The 17129-nt window shown below is 65.8% G+C and carries 14 protein-coding genes; 8 read left to right on the top strand and 6 right to left on the bottom strand.

Annotation, left to right across the window (positions count from 1 at the left end; all coding sequences use genetic code 11):
- Positions 1 to 44: 44 nt before the first annotated feature.
- Positions 45 to 1406 (bottom strand): nucleotide sugar dehydrogenase, encoded by a 1362-nt coding sequence (locus AB4Y63_RS02045; RefSeq protein ID WP_441789374.1) that lies wholly within the window; start codon positions 1404 to 1406, stop codon positions 45 to 47.
- A 238-nt stretch (positions 1407 to 1644) separates the two neighbouring features.
- Here AB4Y63_RS02045 and AB4Y63_RS02050 point away from each other — a divergent pair, with 238 nt between their 5' ends.
- Positions 1645 to 2943: a glycosyltransferase family 2 protein gene (locus AB4Y63_RS02050; protein WP_441789375.1), complete on the top strand. Its 1299-nt coding sequence runs from the start codon at positions 1645 to 1647 to the stop codon at positions 2941 to 2943.
- 67 nt (positions 2944 to 3010) lie between these two features.
- Here the strand turns inward: AB4Y63_RS02050 and AB4Y63_RS02055 are convergent, their stop codons facing one another.
- From AB4Y63_RS02055 to AB4Y63_RS02065, 3 genes are all read right to left on the bottom strand, one after another.
- A complete protein-coding gene (locus AB4Y63_RS02055; protein ID WP_441789376.1) occupies positions 3011 to 5692 on the bottom strand; it encodes a LuxR C-terminal-related transcriptional regulator in 2682 nt (893 codons plus the stop codon).
- Positions 5693 to 5980: 288 nt separating this feature from the next.
- Entirely contained in the window at positions 5981 to 6361 is a 381-nt protein-coding gene (locus AB4Y63_RS02060) for a DUF1304 domain-containing protein (protein ID WP_441789377.1), read from the bottom strand.
- A 54-nt stretch (positions 6362 to 6415) separates the two neighbouring features.
- Complete coding sequence (locus AB4Y63_RS02065) at positions 6416 to 7432, bottom strand: MDR family oxidoreductase (protein WP_441789378.1); 1017 nt, start codon at positions 7430 to 7432, stop codon at positions 6416 to 6418.
- Between the two features lie 130 nt (positions 7433 to 7562).
- On the opposite strand from AB4Y63_RS02065, the gene AB4Y63_RS02070 reads away from it, so the two are divergent.
- From AB4Y63_RS02070 to AB4Y63_RS02095, 6 genes are all read left to right on the top strand, one after another.
- Positions 7563 to 8771, top strand: coding sequence for a S1C family serine protease (locus AB4Y63_RS02070; protein WP_441789379.1), 1209 nt, complete (start codon positions 7563 to 7565; stop codon positions 8769 to 8771).
- Positions 8772 to 8873: 102 nt separating this feature from the next.
- Positions 8874 to 9542, top strand: a complete 669-nt coding sequence (locus tag AB4Y63_RS02075) for a response regulator transcription factor (protein WP_441789380.1) — start codon at positions 8874 to 8876, stop codon at positions 9540 to 9542.
- The gene (locus AB4Y63_RS02080; protein WP_441789381.1) at positions 9539 to 10819 is read left to right on the top strand and encodes a sensor histidine kinase; all 1281 of its coding nucleotides are present in this window, start codon (positions 9539 to 9541) and stop codon (positions 10817 to 10819) included. The genes AB4Y63_RS02075 and AB4Y63_RS02080 overlap by 4 nt, the downstream gene beginning before the upstream one ends.
- Positions 10820 to 10985: 166 nt before the next feature.
- A complete protein-coding gene (locus AB4Y63_RS02085) occupies positions 10986 to 12395 on the top strand; it encodes a ferredoxin reductase family protein (RefSeq protein ID WP_441789382.1) in 1410 nt (469 codons plus the stop codon).
- A complete protein-coding gene (locus AB4Y63_RS02090) occupies positions 12392 to 12925 on the top strand; it encodes an FMN-binding protein (protein ID WP_441789383.1) in 534 nt (177 codons plus the stop codon). Before AB4Y63_RS02085 ends, AB4Y63_RS02090 begins: the two co-directional genes overlap by 4 nt.
- A 55-nt stretch (positions 12926 to 12980) precedes the next feature.
- Positions 12981 to 13829, top strand: a complete 849-nt coding sequence (locus tag AB4Y63_RS02095) for an FAD:protein FMN transferase (RefSeq protein ID WP_441789384.1) — start codon at positions 12981 to 12983, stop codon at positions 13827 to 13829.
- On the opposite strand, the gene AB4Y63_RS02100 is transcribed toward AB4Y63_RS02095, so the two are convergent.
- Both AB4Y63_RS02100 and AB4Y63_RS02105 read right to left on the bottom strand, forming a co-directional pair.
- Positions 13731 to 14570: an ABC transporter permease gene (locus AB4Y63_RS02100; RefSeq protein ID WP_441789385.1), complete on the bottom strand. Its 840-nt coding sequence runs from the start codon at positions 14568 to 14570 to the stop codon at positions 13731 to 13733. The two genes, AB4Y63_RS02095 and AB4Y63_RS02100, sit on opposite strands and share 99 nt — an antisense overlap.
- Positions 14567 to 15469: an ABC transporter ATP-binding protein gene (locus AB4Y63_RS02105; protein WP_441789386.1), complete on the bottom strand. Its 903-nt coding sequence runs from the start codon at positions 15467 to 15469 to the stop codon at positions 14567 to 14569. Before AB4Y63_RS02105 ends, AB4Y63_RS02100 begins: the two co-directional genes overlap by 4 nt.
- A gap of 231 nt (positions 15470 to 15700) precedes the next feature.
- Between AB4Y63_RS02105 and AB4Y63_RS02110 the strand changes: the two genes are divergently transcribed.
- On the top strand, positions 15701 to 17098 hold the full coding sequence (locus AB4Y63_RS02110; RefSeq protein WP_441789387.1) for an LssY C-terminal domain-containing protein: 1398 nt from the start codon (positions 15701 to 15703) through the stop codon (positions 17096 to 17098).
- Positions 17099 to 17129: the final 31 nt, after the last annotated feature.

The following is a 17129-nucleotide window of genomic DNA, read 5'->3' on the forward strand; positions in this document are numbered from 1 at the left end:
ACCGGGGGTCGACGGGCTGCTGGTTGCTGAATGGTCCACCGCGACTAGAGCAGCTCCCGATCGGGGAGATCGACCCTGCGGTAGGTGGCGTCGAGCACTGTCGTTCCGGCGGGAATCCAGCTGAGATCCGATCCGGAGTGATTCGTGTGCACCAGCACGAGGTCGGCGTCGAAGGTCGACGGAATGACAGTTCCGTCGAGTTCGATGCCGTCGGACAGCATGATCGACTCGAAGTTGGGGTCGTGATAGGCGATCTCGGCACCCAATGCGTCAAGCAGAGAGAGGATCTCCAGCGCCGGCGACTCTCGGAGGTCGGCGACATCCGGCTTGTAGGCGACTCCGATGAGGAGAATGCGCGACCCCCCGATCGATTTGCTTTGGTCGGAAAGGATCTGGCGAATCCGCTCGACCACCCGACGTGGGCGCCCTGCGATCTCGGCCATCGCTTGCTCGATCACCGGAAGCGTGATGTGTGACTTGCGCAATTGCCAGAGCAGGTAGTGCGGGTCGCACGGGATGCAGTGCCCACCGACACCGGGACCAGGAACGAACGGCATGAACCCATACGGCTTCGTCGCCGCGGCGTTGATGACTTCCATGACCGGAATATCGAGGACGCGGCAGGCTTCGGCAAACTCATTGGCCAGAGCGATGTTGACGGCTCGAAACGTGTTCTCGAGCAGTTTTGTCATCTCGGCGGCTTCCATCGATCCGACGGGATGCACGCTGTGGGCGTACCGACCGAGCAGCGCGACCGCCAGGTTCAGGCAGGCCTCCGTTGCCCCTCCGATGACGCGGGGAACGTCCTCGTGAGCGAAACCGGCATTGCCCGGGTCGATGCGTTCCGGGCTGAATGCGACGAAGATGTCTCGCCCGACGCTGAGTCCCCGCATTTGCAATGGCCGCAGCAGGAGGTCGCGGGTGCAGCCGGCGTAGGTCGTTGACGTCAGCAGGAGAAGCTGCCCGCCGATGGCGGCGTCGACCACCATCGAGCAGGCGGCACGAAGGATGCTCAGGTCGGGGGTCAGATGCTCGTCGAGCGGGGTCGGAACGCAAATGATCACCGCCGCGGCGTCGCTCAACCGATAGGTGTCGCTGGAGATCTGAAAATCGTCTCCGGGGAGCGCAATTTCCAGGCGTTCTCGGTCGGACTCCAAAAGGTCGGCCTCGCCGTTGCGGATCGAGGCGAGGCGTCGCTCGCTGAGGTCGAGGCCGAGCACACGCGCGCCGGAGGCGTGCAGAGACAGTGCGGTCGGAAGACCGACGTAGCCGAGGCCGACGACGGCGACGTCGAATTCGAACTGGGTGCGGGGGATGACGGGGATCGGGTCGATTTCCGGCTGAAGCTCGGCCGAAGTCCGGCGTAGCCGGGGTGTTTGAGTTGCGCGTGCCGTTTCGAGTGACATTCCACTCCTCAGTTCTGACTGGGTGATGCGAGGGTAAGTTGCTCCTCAGTGTCTGCGGATCGGAAGTGCCCGTCAGGGTTTTCGGCTCAAAGTGTGGTTTCGCGCAGACATCCCGCAGTGCTGTGTGGTTAACCGTGGCGGTGAGGCTCCCGGTCGGGATTAACTCGGTGTTATGGTGTCGCGGCGTGTGCCGCTACCTCGTCGAACCGTCACCGAAGTCGAGCCTGGAGCCCCGAAAATGTCAGCATTCCTCATCGCGATGATTGTGGTGCTGGGAGTGAACACGGTGCTGTGGACCACGGTGGGGCTGTGCCGCGCGGTCGGCTCGCGATTCACCCGCCACCGCCGGTGGCCGAACCAGGGCAGCCGTATCGGGGCGGGTTCCGTCGCCGTCTTGATCGCGGCGCACAATGAGGAGCTCATCATCGCCAGAACCATTCGCTCGGCCCGCGCCCTCGTCCCGCACGGCAACGTCTTCGTCGTGTCCGATGGTTCGACCGACAACACTGTCAAGGTGGCAGCCAAGGCCGGGGCGCGAGTGATGGATCTCTCTCGCAACCGGGGAAAGGCCGGGGCGCTGACCGTGGGAATCGACCATTTCGCTCTGGCCGATTCGTTTGACGTGGTGATGCTTCTCGACGCGGATACCCTCCTGGCCGCCGACTACCTCGAAACCGGATTGCCCTTCTTCGACGACCCGAGCGTCGTTGCCGTCGCCGGTCGGGCGACCACGCTCATTGAGCCGGCGCCCCGCACGCACAGGGGCCGGTTCCTCGTCGCGTACCGGGAACGGTTCTACGTGGTCATTCAATATCTCTTCAAGTACGGGCAGGCCGCGCGCCCGATCAACGTGGTGTCCATCGTTCCCGGCTTCGCGAGCATGTATCGCGCGCGCATCCTGGGCGATATCGATATTGCCGCTCCCGGGTTGGCGATCGAAGACTTCAATATGACCTTCGAGGTGCATGCGAAACGGCTCGGCCGGATCGCCTTCCGGCCACAGGCCGCCATCGCGTACACGCAGGATCCCGACACCTTCGCTGACTACCGAAAGCAACTTCATCGCTGGACGCTCGGATTCTGGCAGACAGTGCTCCGCCACGGATTTCATTGGGGAAAGTTCTGGGGGGCGCTCGGTCTGTACATCGTCGAACTTGTCTTCAGCAGCACGGTGATTCTGATGCTTCTTCCGCTCTTTCTGGTGTCCTGCGTGGGGACCCTCTGGGCTTCTGTGACAGGGAGCGAACTGGCGGTCGCCGGCCAGGTTGCCGAAGCGTTTCCGCCGGCGGCTGTGGCGCTCGGTGTGCTGTTACCCGATTACGTGCTCACCATCTTCACGGTCTGTGTCACTCGTCGACCCCGCTATCTCATTCTGGGGCTCGGCTTTCCGGCGATGCGGGTGGTCGATGCAACTCTCTGTTTGCGTTCGCTGGCGCAAGCTCTACTATCGACGAACGTGCCGGCTGCCGGAACCTGGAAGAGCCCGGTGCGGAGACCGTCGGCGACGGCCGTTGCCGGTGCGAGACGCCCGCTCTGAATCTCCGACTGTGCCGACACCCCAACGGTGCTGACGAACGGTGCTGACGCGCCAACAGCGGGAGGTGTCAGCGCGGCAGGACCGCCCGGCGATGCTCGCCATCGTCGGTCGAGAGCATGGCCGTGAGATGCGAGCGCGAACGTGCACCGAGCTTCTGATAAATGTGGGTGAGTCGCACTTCGACGGTACGCAGCGACACGAAGAGCTCGGCCGCTATCTCCTTGTTGCGCAGGCCGCGGCAGACGAGAAGAGCGACTGCCTGCTCGTCGGGGGCGAGCGAATGAAGCAGCGGATGACCGGGCGTGCGGTCGTATCCTCGCCCCGCGGCATCCGCTTTTCGCGCCCACGAAATCGCGCCGAGTTGGGTCAGGATCATTCGGGCCGACGTGAACTGCTCCCTGCTCTCTGGCGAGTGCCCGAGGGCGTCAAGTCGTGCGGCATAGCTCAGGAGGGTGCGGCCGAGCTCGAACTGCGAGTCGCCGGTGCGCCAGAGCCTGAGCGCGCCCTGAAAGGCGAGGAGTGAGGGCTCTCCTGGCGTGATGAGAGCTCGGGCCCTGGCGGTGGACAGCGTGATCCAACGGGAGCGGTAGGGCAGAGATCTGGCATGGAATTCCTGAAACTGGGCGACGGCTTCGTGCAGTTGGCCGACCATCGAGTACGCCTCAATCAAATCGACCTCGTGACGCAGCAGCGCAGGGTTCTTGAACCCGGCACCGATCGTCGACGCGGTGCGGAGGAAGGCGATCGCGTCGCCGAAACGGGAGTCCATCAGGGCAAAACTCCCTTGATGGGCCAAGAGCCGCGCGGTCAGCGCCGGATTGTCGGTTGCCGCGAACCGACGGGTGCATTCCGCGATCGCGGCTTCGGACTCCTCCCGATTTCCGGAGGTCTGCCAGTACCAGGCCATGAGGAGAGCATGCAGGTTGCGGTGCAGCTGCCCCGTGGAGTTGGAGCTGTTGAGGCGGCTGATGATCTCGAGCGCCTCATTGTGATGGCCTGACAAAATGTCGTTCTCGGCCAGAAAGTAGCGCGCATCGGCCAGCCAGATCGGGTCGGGGGCAGGCTCCAAGGCGAGAAGTGCAATGAAGATCCGACGGGCCTCGGCAAAGCGGTCGACGTAGGTGAGACTCCGCCCGAGGAGTGACAGGGCCTGCGGGGACGATCTCCCTGGGCCGTCGTGGCGGGTGACCCGTTCGTACATTCGAGTCGCCGGCCCTGAATCACCCTCCAGGGCGGCATGAAGCATGGCGACAAGGTCGTACTCTTCGACCGCGTCGGATGAGGAATGCGCCAGAAGCCGGCCGGCACGCTCGATCAGGGCTCCGGCGGCCTCGGTTTCCCATCGCTCGGCGTGGTACTGAGCGACGACGAGTTGCACCCTTGCCGCGGCATCCGCGTCGTCTCCAGGGCGTGCACTCGTCCAACGATCCGTCTCCGCGGTGAGAAGCTGCCGGGTCGAGAGGAATTCGATGCGGGTGCGGAGTACCGCGAGCCTCGGGGCGACCTCGCTGCGTTCGGACAAACGTTGCCCGCGACGCGCATATCGTTCGGCGTAGTCAAGCTCCCCCTGAAGCAGAAGCTCGGTTGAGAGATCGGCGAGGGCCAGGGACAGGTCGGCCCCGGCCGGGGCCAGAGTGAGGGCGCGCTCGGCCAGTTCGAGCGCTTGCACCGTGCGCCCCTGGCGGGTGAGCAGCGCCGCTGCGCTCAGCAGCTCTTCTGGCTTGACGGTTGCGGGGTTCAGCCAGCTGCGGTGCCAGGTGGCAAGCTCAGCCTCGTTACCCGCTTCAGCACGCAGCGCTGCGGCGTGGTGGTTCAATCGTTCCGTTGCGCTTTGTGACCAGTAGATCTGCGATCGAAGCAACGGGTTCTCGATGCGAAGGTAGCTCCCCTCCCGCGCCACGATGCCGGAGGCAACGAGTTCCTCAAGTGCCATGGGAACGCGCAGAGAACCTTGAAGCACGGCGCTCTCACTGCTGAGGAACGCTGACGACAGCCGCTGAAGCAGCCCCCGCATGTCGGTTGCGATCGGACCGGAATCGTCGTCCACCGATGTGGTGATGTGCGGCCCGCGAAGCGGGAGGATCAGCGCTTCCGCGTGCAGTCGTTGGCGTTCAGTGAGCGAGTGCACGATGTGTGCGAGTGCCCGGGGGTTGCCGGCCGACGACGAGACAACGATTCGTGACACTGCCGCATCGATATGCGGGCCGACGAGCGACGTGATGAGTGCGAGAGCCTCGGAAGCGTTGAGTGGCGCAAGTGTCAGGCGGGTCAACGAGGCGAGCGGTCCGGCACTCGGGTCGGACGACATGGTGCCGACCAGACGAAGTCCGCTTCCGTTCAGACGCCCGGCAACCATCGCAAAAACGATCTGGCTGGGGGAATCCATCAGGTCAACGTCGTCAACGAGAAGAAGCGTCGGCGTGCGGGTGGCCATGTGAATGAAATCGAGAATCTCCGCGGTCACCGTCTGAATCTGACCTCCCCAGCCCGGGGACTGCAGGAGGCGGCGCGACAGCCCCATGGCCGCCGGGTGGGAGAACGAGGTGACGATGGTCGACAGGCCCGACAGTGGAATGCTCGACTCGGCCGGGTTGATTCGAACCCGGAACACCGCGGAGTTGATTTGTGCCGCAGCGTTGGCGAGAACGGTGCTCTTTCCCGTTCCCGGCCCGCCGACGAGCAGCAGGGCATCCTCCGGCGCGGTTTCGGCGAGGTCCTTGATTCGGGCAACTGCATCCGCCCGGATCATCGGTCGGACCCGGCGATCGGCAGGCGCGAACTGACCGGAGAGCGTGGGTTGTTCGGGGAGTTCCGGCTGGGTATCCGCCGGTTCTCAGAATGCGCATTCATGTTGTGCCACGATTCGGGTCGCGGTGACGGGTTCCCTCTCGCCAGAGAGGAGTGTGTTTGATGTCGCAAGTGACACAGGATGCCGCTCGCGGCGTTTCGCTGACTCGGGTGAAGTCAGTAAAAGCGAGAGCCGATGCCAACCTATTCCGAAACTCGAAAAACTATGCCCCCAATTTGGGGGGTGTCGTCAAACGAACAGAAAAAGCACGAAGCCGATCAGCGGAAATGTGCCCTGAATGAGCGCCGCCCGCAGATAGCGGCGACCAGTGGTGGTCAGAACGAGCGCCGCCAGCACCATTGAGCCGGTCGAAAAGAACACGAGTGCGGCACCGGCCTGCGGTTGGTTGGTGAACCAGAGGAGCAGGCCGAGCGCTGCGCCGGCCGCGAGGAACAGGTTGTAAAAGCCCTGGTTGTAAGCCATCGGACGTGTCGTGTCGGCATCCGCTTGGCTGGCCAGACCGAATCGCTTCCAGATGCTCGGACGTGTCCACCAGATGCTTTCCATCATGAAGATGTAGACGTGCAGCACCGCTGCAAGGGCGACGAACACGGTGGCGGCGATGATCATGCCAGAAGTGTACGACCTGGCCGCCTCGTCGGGCAGGCGGATGCCCCGGTCGACTCAGGCGTTCACGTCGACGACCGTGCGACCGTGCACGTCTCCGGAGAGAATGCGCCGAGCCGCGCCGATGGCCGCGTCGAGCGGGATCACGTGTGTGATCTCCTCGAGCCGGGTGACGTCGATTTCCTCCGCCAACAGCTCCCACGCTTCTGCGCGAAGCGCCGTCGGGGCGTCGACGGAATTGATTCCGGCGAGGATCACCGCTCGCAGGATGAACGGCAGCACGGTGGTCGGCAGGTCGGCACCCTGCGCCAGCCCGCAGGCGGCAACGACCCCGCCGTAGTTGGTCTGCGCCAGGGCGTTGGCCAGAGTCGCGCTGCCGACCGAATCGACAACCGCCGCCCAGCGCTGCGTCTGCAGCGGTTTGCCGACCTCGGCGAGATCGGCCCGGTCAACGAGCTGGGTTGCCCCGAGCCCGTGCAGAGAGGCGCCGAGTTCCGCACCGCGACCGGTTGACGCGTGTACCTCGAAGCCACGCCCGGCGAGCAGTGAGATCGCGACAGAGCCGACCCCTCCGGCCGCACCCGTTACCAGCACCGGGCCGGACTCCGGCGTCACTCCCTGCCGTTGAAGGGCCATCACCGCGAGCATGGCCGTGAATCCTGCCGTTCCGATCGCCGCCGCCTGCAACGCGGTGAGACCTTCCGGGAGGCGAACCAGAGCGGTCCCATCGACGCGGGCGCGCGCGGCCAAACCACCGTGCAGGCGCTCGCCGAGTCCCGCCCCATTCTGGATGACGGTGTCGCCGACTTTCCACTCTGGGTGTGCGCTCTCGGTGACGACGCCGACAATGTCGATACCGGCGATCAACGGCCACGTGCGCACGACGCCCGGCTTGCCGCAGAGAGCAAGGCCGTCTTTGTAGTTGATGCTCGAGAACTGAACGTCGATGGTCACGTCGCCCGGTGCGAGAAAGCCGACATCGACCAGTCGGAGCTCAGCCGTCTGCCGGGTGACGCCACCGGCATCCGTCTCGGTGTCGACAACAAGGGCTCTGAACTGTGACGTCGAACTCATGCGCTCAGCCTAGGTGGAGCGTGGGTTGCAGGCACGCGTGCGCCTCGCCGCCGTCGCAGCAAACGTGACGTGACCCGGCGGCTCCCCATAGACTCCGCTGAAGGGAACGCATCACATAGACGGGGAACAGATGGACCAGCTGCCACGGGAAAACCCTCAAAATTCGGCCGAATCAGTGCCGCCGGCGGGGCCGCCGACAGCGACCCAGGAGTCTACGCCGGCGACGACCGACACCAAGCCTTTCTTCTCCCGGCCGGGAGCGATTCTGGGCGGCGCGCTCGTCGTCGGCCTCGTCGGCGGATTTCTGGGCGGGTATCTCGGCCATCTGGCCGGTGGGAACGGAACTCCGACCTCGTCGGGAACCTCGGTCGGAAACCCTGGCGGCTCCACCGCCACCGGTTTCTGTGACGCTGAGGCGGTGGCAGCCAAGGTTCTTCCGGCGATTGTCACGATCAACGTGGTCAGCGAGGCCGGCGGTGGGGTGGGCACGGGCTCGATCATCCGGGACGACGGCTACATCCTGACGAACAATCACGTCATTGCGGATGCCGCGAACGGCGCCACAATCATCGTCACGTTCAGCAACGGCCAGCAGGTGCCCGCCACCTTGGTCGGACGCTCACCGCAGGCCGACATCGCTGTCGTGAAGGTCGACGTCGGCACGAAGCTCCCGGCCGTTGTCGCCGGCGACTCGGACACGCTCAATGTCGGGCAGCCGGTTGTCGCACTCGGGGCTCCGCTTGGATTGTCAAGCACGGTCACCGCCGGAATCGTGAGCGCACTCGGCCGCGATGTGCCGGTGCCGAACGATGAAGGAGGCACTGCTCTTCTCGCCGGAGCGATCCAGACCGACGCAGCCATCAACCCGGGCAACTCGGGCGGTGCGCTGGTCGATTGCGACGGCGCACAGATCGGCGTGAACTCCGCAATCGCGACTGTTCCGAACGCCGCAGGGCAAGCGGGTGGCGGAAGCGTCGGCATCGGCTTCGCGGTTCCGGTCAACCTGGCGATGTCGCTGGCCACCCAGATGATCGAAACCGGAAAGGTGTCGTACCCCTACTTCGGCATGCAGGTCGTCGCGATCCCGGCCGATGTCGCAGCGAAGTTCAACACTGAGCCCGGGCTCTTCGTCGAAGGGGTCACCCCCGGTGGCCCGGCGGAACAAGCCGGCATCCAGACGGGCGACATCATCACCTCGATTGACGGCCAATCCGTCTCCGACGCCGCGGTACTGACGCGGGTGAAACTGACGAAGCAGGCCGGGGACACCGTCGAGGTCACGTACCTGCGCGGCACCGAGCAGGGCACCACGACGGTCACGCTCGGCGCGACGCCGTAGCGGCAGCACGAGCGTTCAGGGGTCGGGGCCGATTGGTCCCGACCCCTTCGTCATTGTCGCGCGGCATCCGCTTCACAAAGCACACGAACCTATACTTCGACCATGTCCCCGCCACCGCGCATCCTTGTCGCCGAAGACGACGTTCGGCTTGCGCAGATGTTGCGGAATCTCTTGGCCGGGGAGGGTTACGCCGTGACCGTCGCACATGACGGCCAGCGGGCGCTCCACGAGGGCCTCACCAACGAATTCGATGTGCTGCTGCTCGATCGCGGCCTGCCGGCGATTGAGGGTCTTGACGTTCTGGCCAAACTGCGCGCGAGCGGAGTGGTGACCCCGGTGCTGATCTTGTCGGCGCTCGGAAACCCGGCCGACCGCGTGGAGGGCCTCGACCGAGGCGCCGAAGACTATTTGTCGAAACCGTTCGACATCGACGAGTTGCTTGCCCGGTTGCGGGTGCTTCGCCGCCGGCTCGCTTCGACGGTGCCGGTGCTCAAGATTCCCGGCGGAACTCTGGACACCGGCAGCAGATCGGTCACGCGCCGCGACGGACAGATCGTCGCTCTCTCTGAACGCGAAGGGGATTTGCTCGAGCGGCTCGCTCGCCGTTCCGAGCAAGTTTTCACAAGGGAAGACCTGCTCGTCACGGTCTTCGCCGACGCCGACGATGCGGGAGTCGTCGATACCTATGTGCACTATCTGCGCAAGAAACTCGGGCGCGACATCATCGACACCGTGCGCGGTGTCGGCTATCGGCTAGGCCGGTCGGCATGAGCTCCCGTGACCTGGCCGAGTCCCAGCGTGCTGCTCGTCGGCTCGCCGTTCAATTCGCTGCCCTCATCGTCATTCTCTTCACCATCCTGGGCGTCGTCGTCTTCGCCATCGTCAGTGCGAGCCAGGCGGAGGCAACACAGCGCAGCCTGGTCGGCGCGTCGCTCATCGACTCGCCCCACGATGCGCCGCCCGGAGTGTTCGTTGTGATCGTGAGCGACCGAGGGGTGCTGGCCTCCCCAGATCTGCCGCCCGGGCTACCCGACGAGGCAGCCATCCGCACCGTGCACAGCTCCGGTGGTGAGGTGCAGAGCACACAGGTCTTGAACGGTCAAAGCTATGCGATCCGAACTTCAGAGGGCGCGCGCGGCACGGTGCAGGTGGCAGTCAGCCTGCACGAAAGCCAGGAGGAACTTGCGCGGCTCGGCTGGGCCTTGGCCATCTCCGGGGTTCTTGCAACGATCGCTGCGGTGTTCATCGCAGCGTGGATGGCGCGGCGGGCAATGCGCCCGTTGGCCGATGCGCTTGCTCTCCAGCGTCGCTTCGTGATGGACGCGAGCCACGAGCTCCGAACGCCTCTCACGTTGTTGAGCACCCGTGCTCAACTGCTGCGACGAGCGTTGCAGGCGGCATCCGGCGACGACGTTTCCTCGCCGGTCGCGCCGACCACGCCGGTGTCGCCAACCGCGCCGGTCTCGTCCGCATCGGCCGGCGAGATCGCCGAGGCGGTGGAGGAGATCGTGCAGGATTCCCGGATTCTCACCGAGATTCTCGAGGACCTCCTCATCGCGGCAGACCCGCGTGAGGTCGCACCGACATCCCGGCTCGACCTCTGCGCCCTCGCCGACAACGCGGTGGAGTTGCAGAGCCTCGAGGCGAGCCGGCGCGGCCTCGTGCTCGTGCGTGGCGGGTCGGCCGAACCGGTCATGATCCACGCGGCGGGGGCCTCGATCCAGCGCCTTTTCACCGCGCTCATCGCGAACGCGATCGATCATGCGAAGTCAGAGGTGCACGTTGAGGTGAGTCGCGCCGGCGGGAATGCCGTGGTTCGAGTGAGCGATGACGGTCCCGGTTTTCCGGCAGGGATGGATGCTGCGGCGTTCGAACGATTCGCGTCGTCGCGCCCGGTGTCCGATTCGCCCGGTCGTGAGCGGCACTATGGCCTCGGGCTGGCTCTCGTCGCCGAAGTGGCGTCCCGTCACGGCGGCAGCGTCACGATCGAGCCGTCCACCGGTGAACGTGGTGCCGTGGTGAAGGTGCTGCTGCGGGTCGGTTCGTAGGCGGAGTCTCCTCGCAGCGTGCGCGCTTCGCCGAGCAGTGCAGATGGCGTCGAGCAGTGCAGATCCATAGCCAACGCCCCGAGTTCTCCCAGCCAGTCTAAGAAAGTTGGAAGAAACCTGCCGGAGTGTGGTCTCTAGAGCACGCAGAATCCGACAGGGGAGTGTCATGACTACGCACGTGATAAACCATCGACGTCGTGAGAGCGTGAGCCCGGTCGTCACCCCTCGGCGCCTCCGCGTACATGGCCTCAGCGCCGCGGCCCTGCATCGTCGGGCGCTGGTGGTTCGTGCCGTGCTCACCGTCGGCCTCTGTGTCGTGTTGTTCATGTGGTGGACCAACGCCAGCCCGAATTTCGCCGCAACACCGGCGAATCTCACCACCACGATCGGCGAGTTGAGCGGCATGATCGGCGGATATCTGGTCTGCGCCCAGGTGCTGCTCATCGCCCGGATTCCCTGGTTCGAAACGTCGGTGGGCATGGACAAGCTCGTGCTCTGGCACCGTACGCTCGGCACGGCCGTTCTCCTGCTTATCGCCACGCACGTCGGATTCATGATCCTCGGCGGGATGCTTCTCGACAATTCCACGCCATGGGCCGAAGTCGTCACCATCCTCACCAACTACCCTGACATGCTGACCGCTCTCATCGGCACGATCGCCTTCTTCGCGGTGGGGCTCAGCAGTGCGCGGCTGCTGCGCAATCGCCTGTCGTACGAAGCCTGGTACTGGCTGCACCTGACGACCTACGTCGCCATCTACTTGACCTTCCTGCACCAGATCAGCGCTGGCGTGCACTTTGTGGGTAACCCGCTCAATCGCGCAGTCTGGATCCTGCTCTACCTCGGCACGGCGGCCGCGATTCTCACCTGGCGCGTCGTTCTTCCGGCCGTCGCGGCCTGGCGTCAGCGGCTGCGCGTCGACCGCGTCGTGATCGAGAACTCGGGGACGACGAGCGTGTGGTTCAGCGGAAAACGAGTCGATGAGCTCGGCATCCGTGCAGGAAACTTCATGCTCTTCCGGTTCCTCTCCTGGGGACACCTGCTCACCGCACACCCCTATTCCATCTCGCGCATTCCGCAGGCCGGGGTGCTGCGCATCACCGTCGGCGCGCTGGGCGATCACTCGCGACGCATCCGTGAACTGCGCCCGGGAACGCTCGTCTTCGCCGAAGGGCCGTTCGGGCACTTCACGGCCGATCGCGCCAGCCGCACGAAGATTCTGCTCATCGCGGGTGGTGCGGGAATCGGCCCGATCTGCGCGCTGGCCGAGGAATTGACCGCCCGCGGCCACGCGGTGATCGTGGTCTACCGTGCTCATTCGGTCGAGCACCTCGCGCTGTTGCCCGAACTCGCGCTGATGCCCGGTCTGCGAGTTGTTCCCGTGCTCGGCCGACGCAGCCAACTGGGCTACGACCCGCTCTCCGCCCCGGCGCTCGCGGCGCTCGTTCCCGATATGAGGGAGCGGGAGGTCTTCATCTGCGGGCCCGCCGGGCTCGCAATGCAGATGGAATCGGTGCTTCGCACTCTCAAGGTTCCGCGGCGTTTCATTCATCGAGAGGAGCTGAGCCTGTCATGAGACTGAAAAAGTGGCGCGGCACCCTGCTGTTTGCCGTGATTCTGACCACGATGGGACTCACCATCGGCCTGAAGCTCTACGGTGCGGCCGACCTGGCGGGGGCGTCGGCTCCGGGCACGACGACGTCGGCAGGCGTTGGAGTGCCGGCGACCCCGCAGCCGGCGACCGGTCCGGCGACCGGTCCTACAACTGGTCCGGCCAGCGCAGCGGTACCGAGTGCGGAGGCTGCGGCACCGACGCCGGCGGCCCCCTCCGGTGTGACCAAAACGATCGACGGACAGGTGGAGCAGACCGCATACGGCCCCCTCCAGGTCTCGGTCACGTTCGTCGACAGCACCATCACCGCGGTGACCGAGCTGCAAGCTCCGAATGACCGAGGGCGCAGCGTGGAGATCAACCAGCAGGCCGCGCCGATCCTCGAGCAGGAAGTTCTCACTGCGCAGTCGGCGAATATCGACACGGTGTCTGGCGCGACCTACACCTCGGAGGGCTACGCCCAGTCGGTGCAGTCGGCGATCGACCAGCTGTGAGTCCTATCCGGTATGGAGAAACGAGTACCACGAAACGAGCATGGAGAGACCAGCGATGAGACACCTCGAAACCGTGATGGGCATCCCGATGTCGGTCGACATCCGCGATGCCGGTGACCACTCCGCGGCCGTACGCGCCGCGTTCGACCTGCTCGCGGCCGCCGACCGGCGGTTCAGCTCGTATCGCGACGACAGCGAGGTGAGCGCCGTCAACCGCGGCCGCCTCGCACCCGATCACTACAGCGACGAGTTGTGCGAGGTGCTCGCGCTAGGCGCACGGGCTCAGCGCGCCACGCACGGCGCCTTCTCGCTGCGTCTGCCGGGCCAGAAGCTCGATACCGACGGCGTTGTCAAAGGATGGGCCGTGCAGAATGCGGCAGACCGGTTGAGCGAGGCAGGCATCCGTGATTTCTGCTTCAACGCGGGTGGCGACATCGTCGTGCGAGGAGCTCCGGAAATCGGCGCGCTGTGGACGGTGGGAGTGCGCTCGCCGTGGAACGCCGAGACGATGCTGACGACGCTCGCCGTCACTGACTGCGCGGTGGCGACATCCGGCACCTACGAGCGAGGCAACCACATCACCGACGGGCGCACCGGTTTGATCGCGCATGAGTTGGTCAGTGCCACGGTGATCTGCGCCGACCTCTGCACCGCAGACATCCTGGCCACCGCGGTCTGTGCGCTCGGCGTCGATGGCGTCGCCTGGGCTGTCGCACATGGGGCGGATGCGGTCGTCGCGGTCACCCCCGACGGTCGCGTTCTGCAGGCGGGTACGGTGCCGTTCGCAGCCTCGCGGGAAGAACGCCTAGGTGACGTCCTTCTTCCAACTGGAGAAGTAACCGGCGATGCCGGCCGCCGCGGCATACGCCAACAGCACGAGCCCGCCCTGCCACCACTCGAGTGACGCGGTCGAGCTGCTGGGCGCGCTCGCGACGGAGAAGAAGCTGGCACCGACCAAGGCATCGGATGCGGCACCCGGCAGGTACTGGCCGATGCCGGCCGTGACCTCGGTGAACGAGGAGGCGAGGCGCAAGAGTGGTTCGACGAATTGGGTGAAGGCGAGCACGATCACGATCGTCGCGACTTGGTTGGGCACAAGAACGCCGAGCCCGACGCCGATCGTCGCCCAGAGCGCCATCGCCAGCACGGAGCGGCCGACGAGCGCCCAGGTCGCACTGTCGGCGAGTTGCGGGTCGATGCCGAAGCCATTCATCACGAGTGCGCCGATGCCGACGGATGCCGCCAGGGCGATCGCCCCGTAGAGGGCGCCGACGACGAACATGCTCGTGCCCTTCGCGCCCAACACTCCGAGCCGCCGTGGGGTCGCCAAGAACGTGGGGGTGAGGGTCTGGTGCCGGAACTCACCCGTCGTGGCAAGCGCCCCGATCAAGACCGGGAACACATAGCCGACCGACGAGGCGAAGCTGTAGATGAGCGGGGGCAAGCTGTCGACGGGCGGGGCTCCGCCGGGGGTGCCGGCCGCTCCGGGACCGATGGCCCCGGTGTTGATGCCGCCGAAGAGCGCGGCGAGACCGCCGGCGAGCAGCGCAATGTAGAAGAAGAGAACGAGCGCGAGGATCCACCACATCCGCGTGGTCAGGATCTTGGCGAATTCGGCGGAAATGGAGCGCAGAAAGACGATCACAGCGAGTCACCTCCGCCGACGAGTGCAAGGAACGAGTCTTCGAGACCCGATTTCTGCCGATGCAGAACATTGAGTTCGACCCCCGCCGCGAAGGCGAGATGGCCGATTCTGCCCGGGTCGGCTTCGGCGACGAGCAGGCCCGTTCGACCGAGCGCGAAGGTGAGTCCGGCGGCGGAGAGGGCGGCGCCCAGAGCGTCGCGGTCGGGGGAGTCGACGATCACTTGCGGCGCGACCTCCGAGTCAAGACTCGAGAGCGTGCCCCGATGCACCAGGTGCCCCTTGGCAATGATCACGACGTCATCAACGCTCTGCTGAACCTCGGAAAGCAGGTGCGAGCTGACCAACACCGTGCGCCCTTCAGCGGCCATGGCGCGCAGGAACCCGCGGATCCACTTGATGCCTTCCGGGTCAAGGCCGTTGATCGGCTCGTCGAGCACCAGCACGCCCGGGTCGCCGAGCAGCGCGTAGGCAAGGCCGAGACGTTGTCGCATGCCCAGCGAGTAGCCGCCGACGCGGCGGTGGGCGTAGTCGCCGAGCCCGACCAGGTGGAGCACCTCGGTCACCCGGGAGGAGGGAAGCCCGGCGGCGATGGCGTAGATGTTGAGGTGGTTGAAAGCCGTACGGCCCGGGTGAAAACTGGCCGCCTCGAGGGCCGCACCCACCGTGGCGAGAGGCTGGGGCAGGTCACGGTAGCGGATGCCGCCGAAGGTGGCAGTTCCGCTCGTGGGAGCGACGAGGCCGAGCAGAATGCGCAGCGTCGTCGTCTTGCCCGCCCCATTCGGGCCGAGAAATCCGGTGACTCTGCCGGGCTCGACGGTGAACGACAGATCGTTGACCGCGGCGACAGTGCCGAATTTCTTGGTGATGTTGCTGAACTCGATGACAGCGCCCGTCGGCATCCGTTTCCCCCTCGATCGTTGACACCACCCTAAGGGCGGCGGACGGGGCAGCACGGGAGGCGGGGCGGGGGTGCAGGCGAACGGATGCGCGCGGCGGAGTTCGGCTTGAGGCGCGCGGCGCGGGTCGAAAACCGCGACGCCGGTTGAATCCGACCCGCGCGGCGGTTTTCAACGCGCGTGGCGTCGCGGCTACGCCTTGGGGGCGACCGCTCGTGGAACTAGCATGGCGCTATGCCAGACGAGCGGGGAGTCGCCAGCGAAACTCCCGCGAGGAGCGAAATTCCGGCGAGGCGGCCGGTGCCGGGGGAGCAGCCGCCGGAGGAGCTGCCGCCGCGCGAGCCCGCCAAGGTTCAGGCCGGTGCCGGGCGCTCTGCGACGAGCTCGGGGCTCGACACGTTCTTCTTCATCTTCGCCGGGGCCGCCTCGGTCTGGCTGGCGGTGCTCGTGTTCGAGGAGAGCTTCTCCTGGGGCTGGGGTGTGATCTGGGTCGTTGTCATCTTCTGGGTGCTCAGCGCCTACCTCGTGTTGCCGCGCCTGCACCGCATCCTCACGCGCATCTACCTGCCCGACTACTTCATCGGGCGTGCCCGAACGAGTGACGGGCTGCTCGGCGACCCGGTCAACCTCGCGCTCACGGGCACCGAAGATCAGCTGCATCAGATTCTGGCCGAGGCCGGGTGGACCCGCGCCGACGACATCACCGCCGCCTCCACCCGCCGCATCATCACATCGACACTCACCCGCCGCAGTTATGACGAAGCCCCGGTGAGCCCGCTGCTGCTCTTCGACCGCCAGCAGGATTTCGCGTACCAGCAGGAGGTGGCCGGAAACCCGGCCAAGCGGCACCACGTGCGGTTCTGGCGCTGCCCGGAAGGCTGGGCGCTGCCCGGAGGCGGCCGCGTCGATTGGCTTGCCGCCGGAACCTTTGACAAGAGCGTCGGGTTTTCGCTGTTCACCCTGCAGATCACCCACAAGATCGATGAGAACACCGACATCGAGCGGGATCACATCGTGGCCAGCCTGAGCGCGGCGGATCCGGCGGTGAGCGTCGATGTGATCCGCGACTTCTCGACCGGGTATCACTCACGCAATGGCGGCGGCGACACAATCCAGACGGATGGCGACCTGCCGGTGATCAACCTGCGCGGTGTCGTCGTGACGAATCCCTCCGTTCCGACGCCGGCATCCGCTGCACGAACGAGGCCGCAGGCCATCATCATCGGCGCTGCGCTGATCGGCGCCCGGGTGCTCGCGGGGCTGCTCTTCATCGGCGTGACCAGCCTGAACTGGCGGCAAGTCGCCGACTCGCTGGAGGTCGACCTCGGCAAGTCAGGAGTCACCGGCCCCGCCGCCCAGGACCTAGTGCTCGCGAGCGTGCTCATCGTCTACGGGGTCGCATTGCTGGTGGAGCTCACCATCGCCTGGTTCGTGTTCATCGGTCACAACTGGGCCAGGGTGGCGGCCATGGCCATGGCGACGCTCAGCATCGTGATTCAGCTCGCCAGCTCGCTGACCGACGGGGTGGCGATCACCCTGCGCACGACGCTTCCCAGCCTGGCGCTCGACATCCTGATTCTGTTGGCCCTGTCGAGCGCGGCGGCGCGAACGTACGCGCGTACACGCCGCTAGCCCGTGCGCGTGCGCGTGCCGCGAGAGAGAC

Source organism: Leifsonia sp. YAF41, assembly GCF_052113185.1.
GTDB lineage: Bacteria > Actinomycetota > Actinomycetes > Actinomycetales > Microbacteriaceae > Cryobacterium.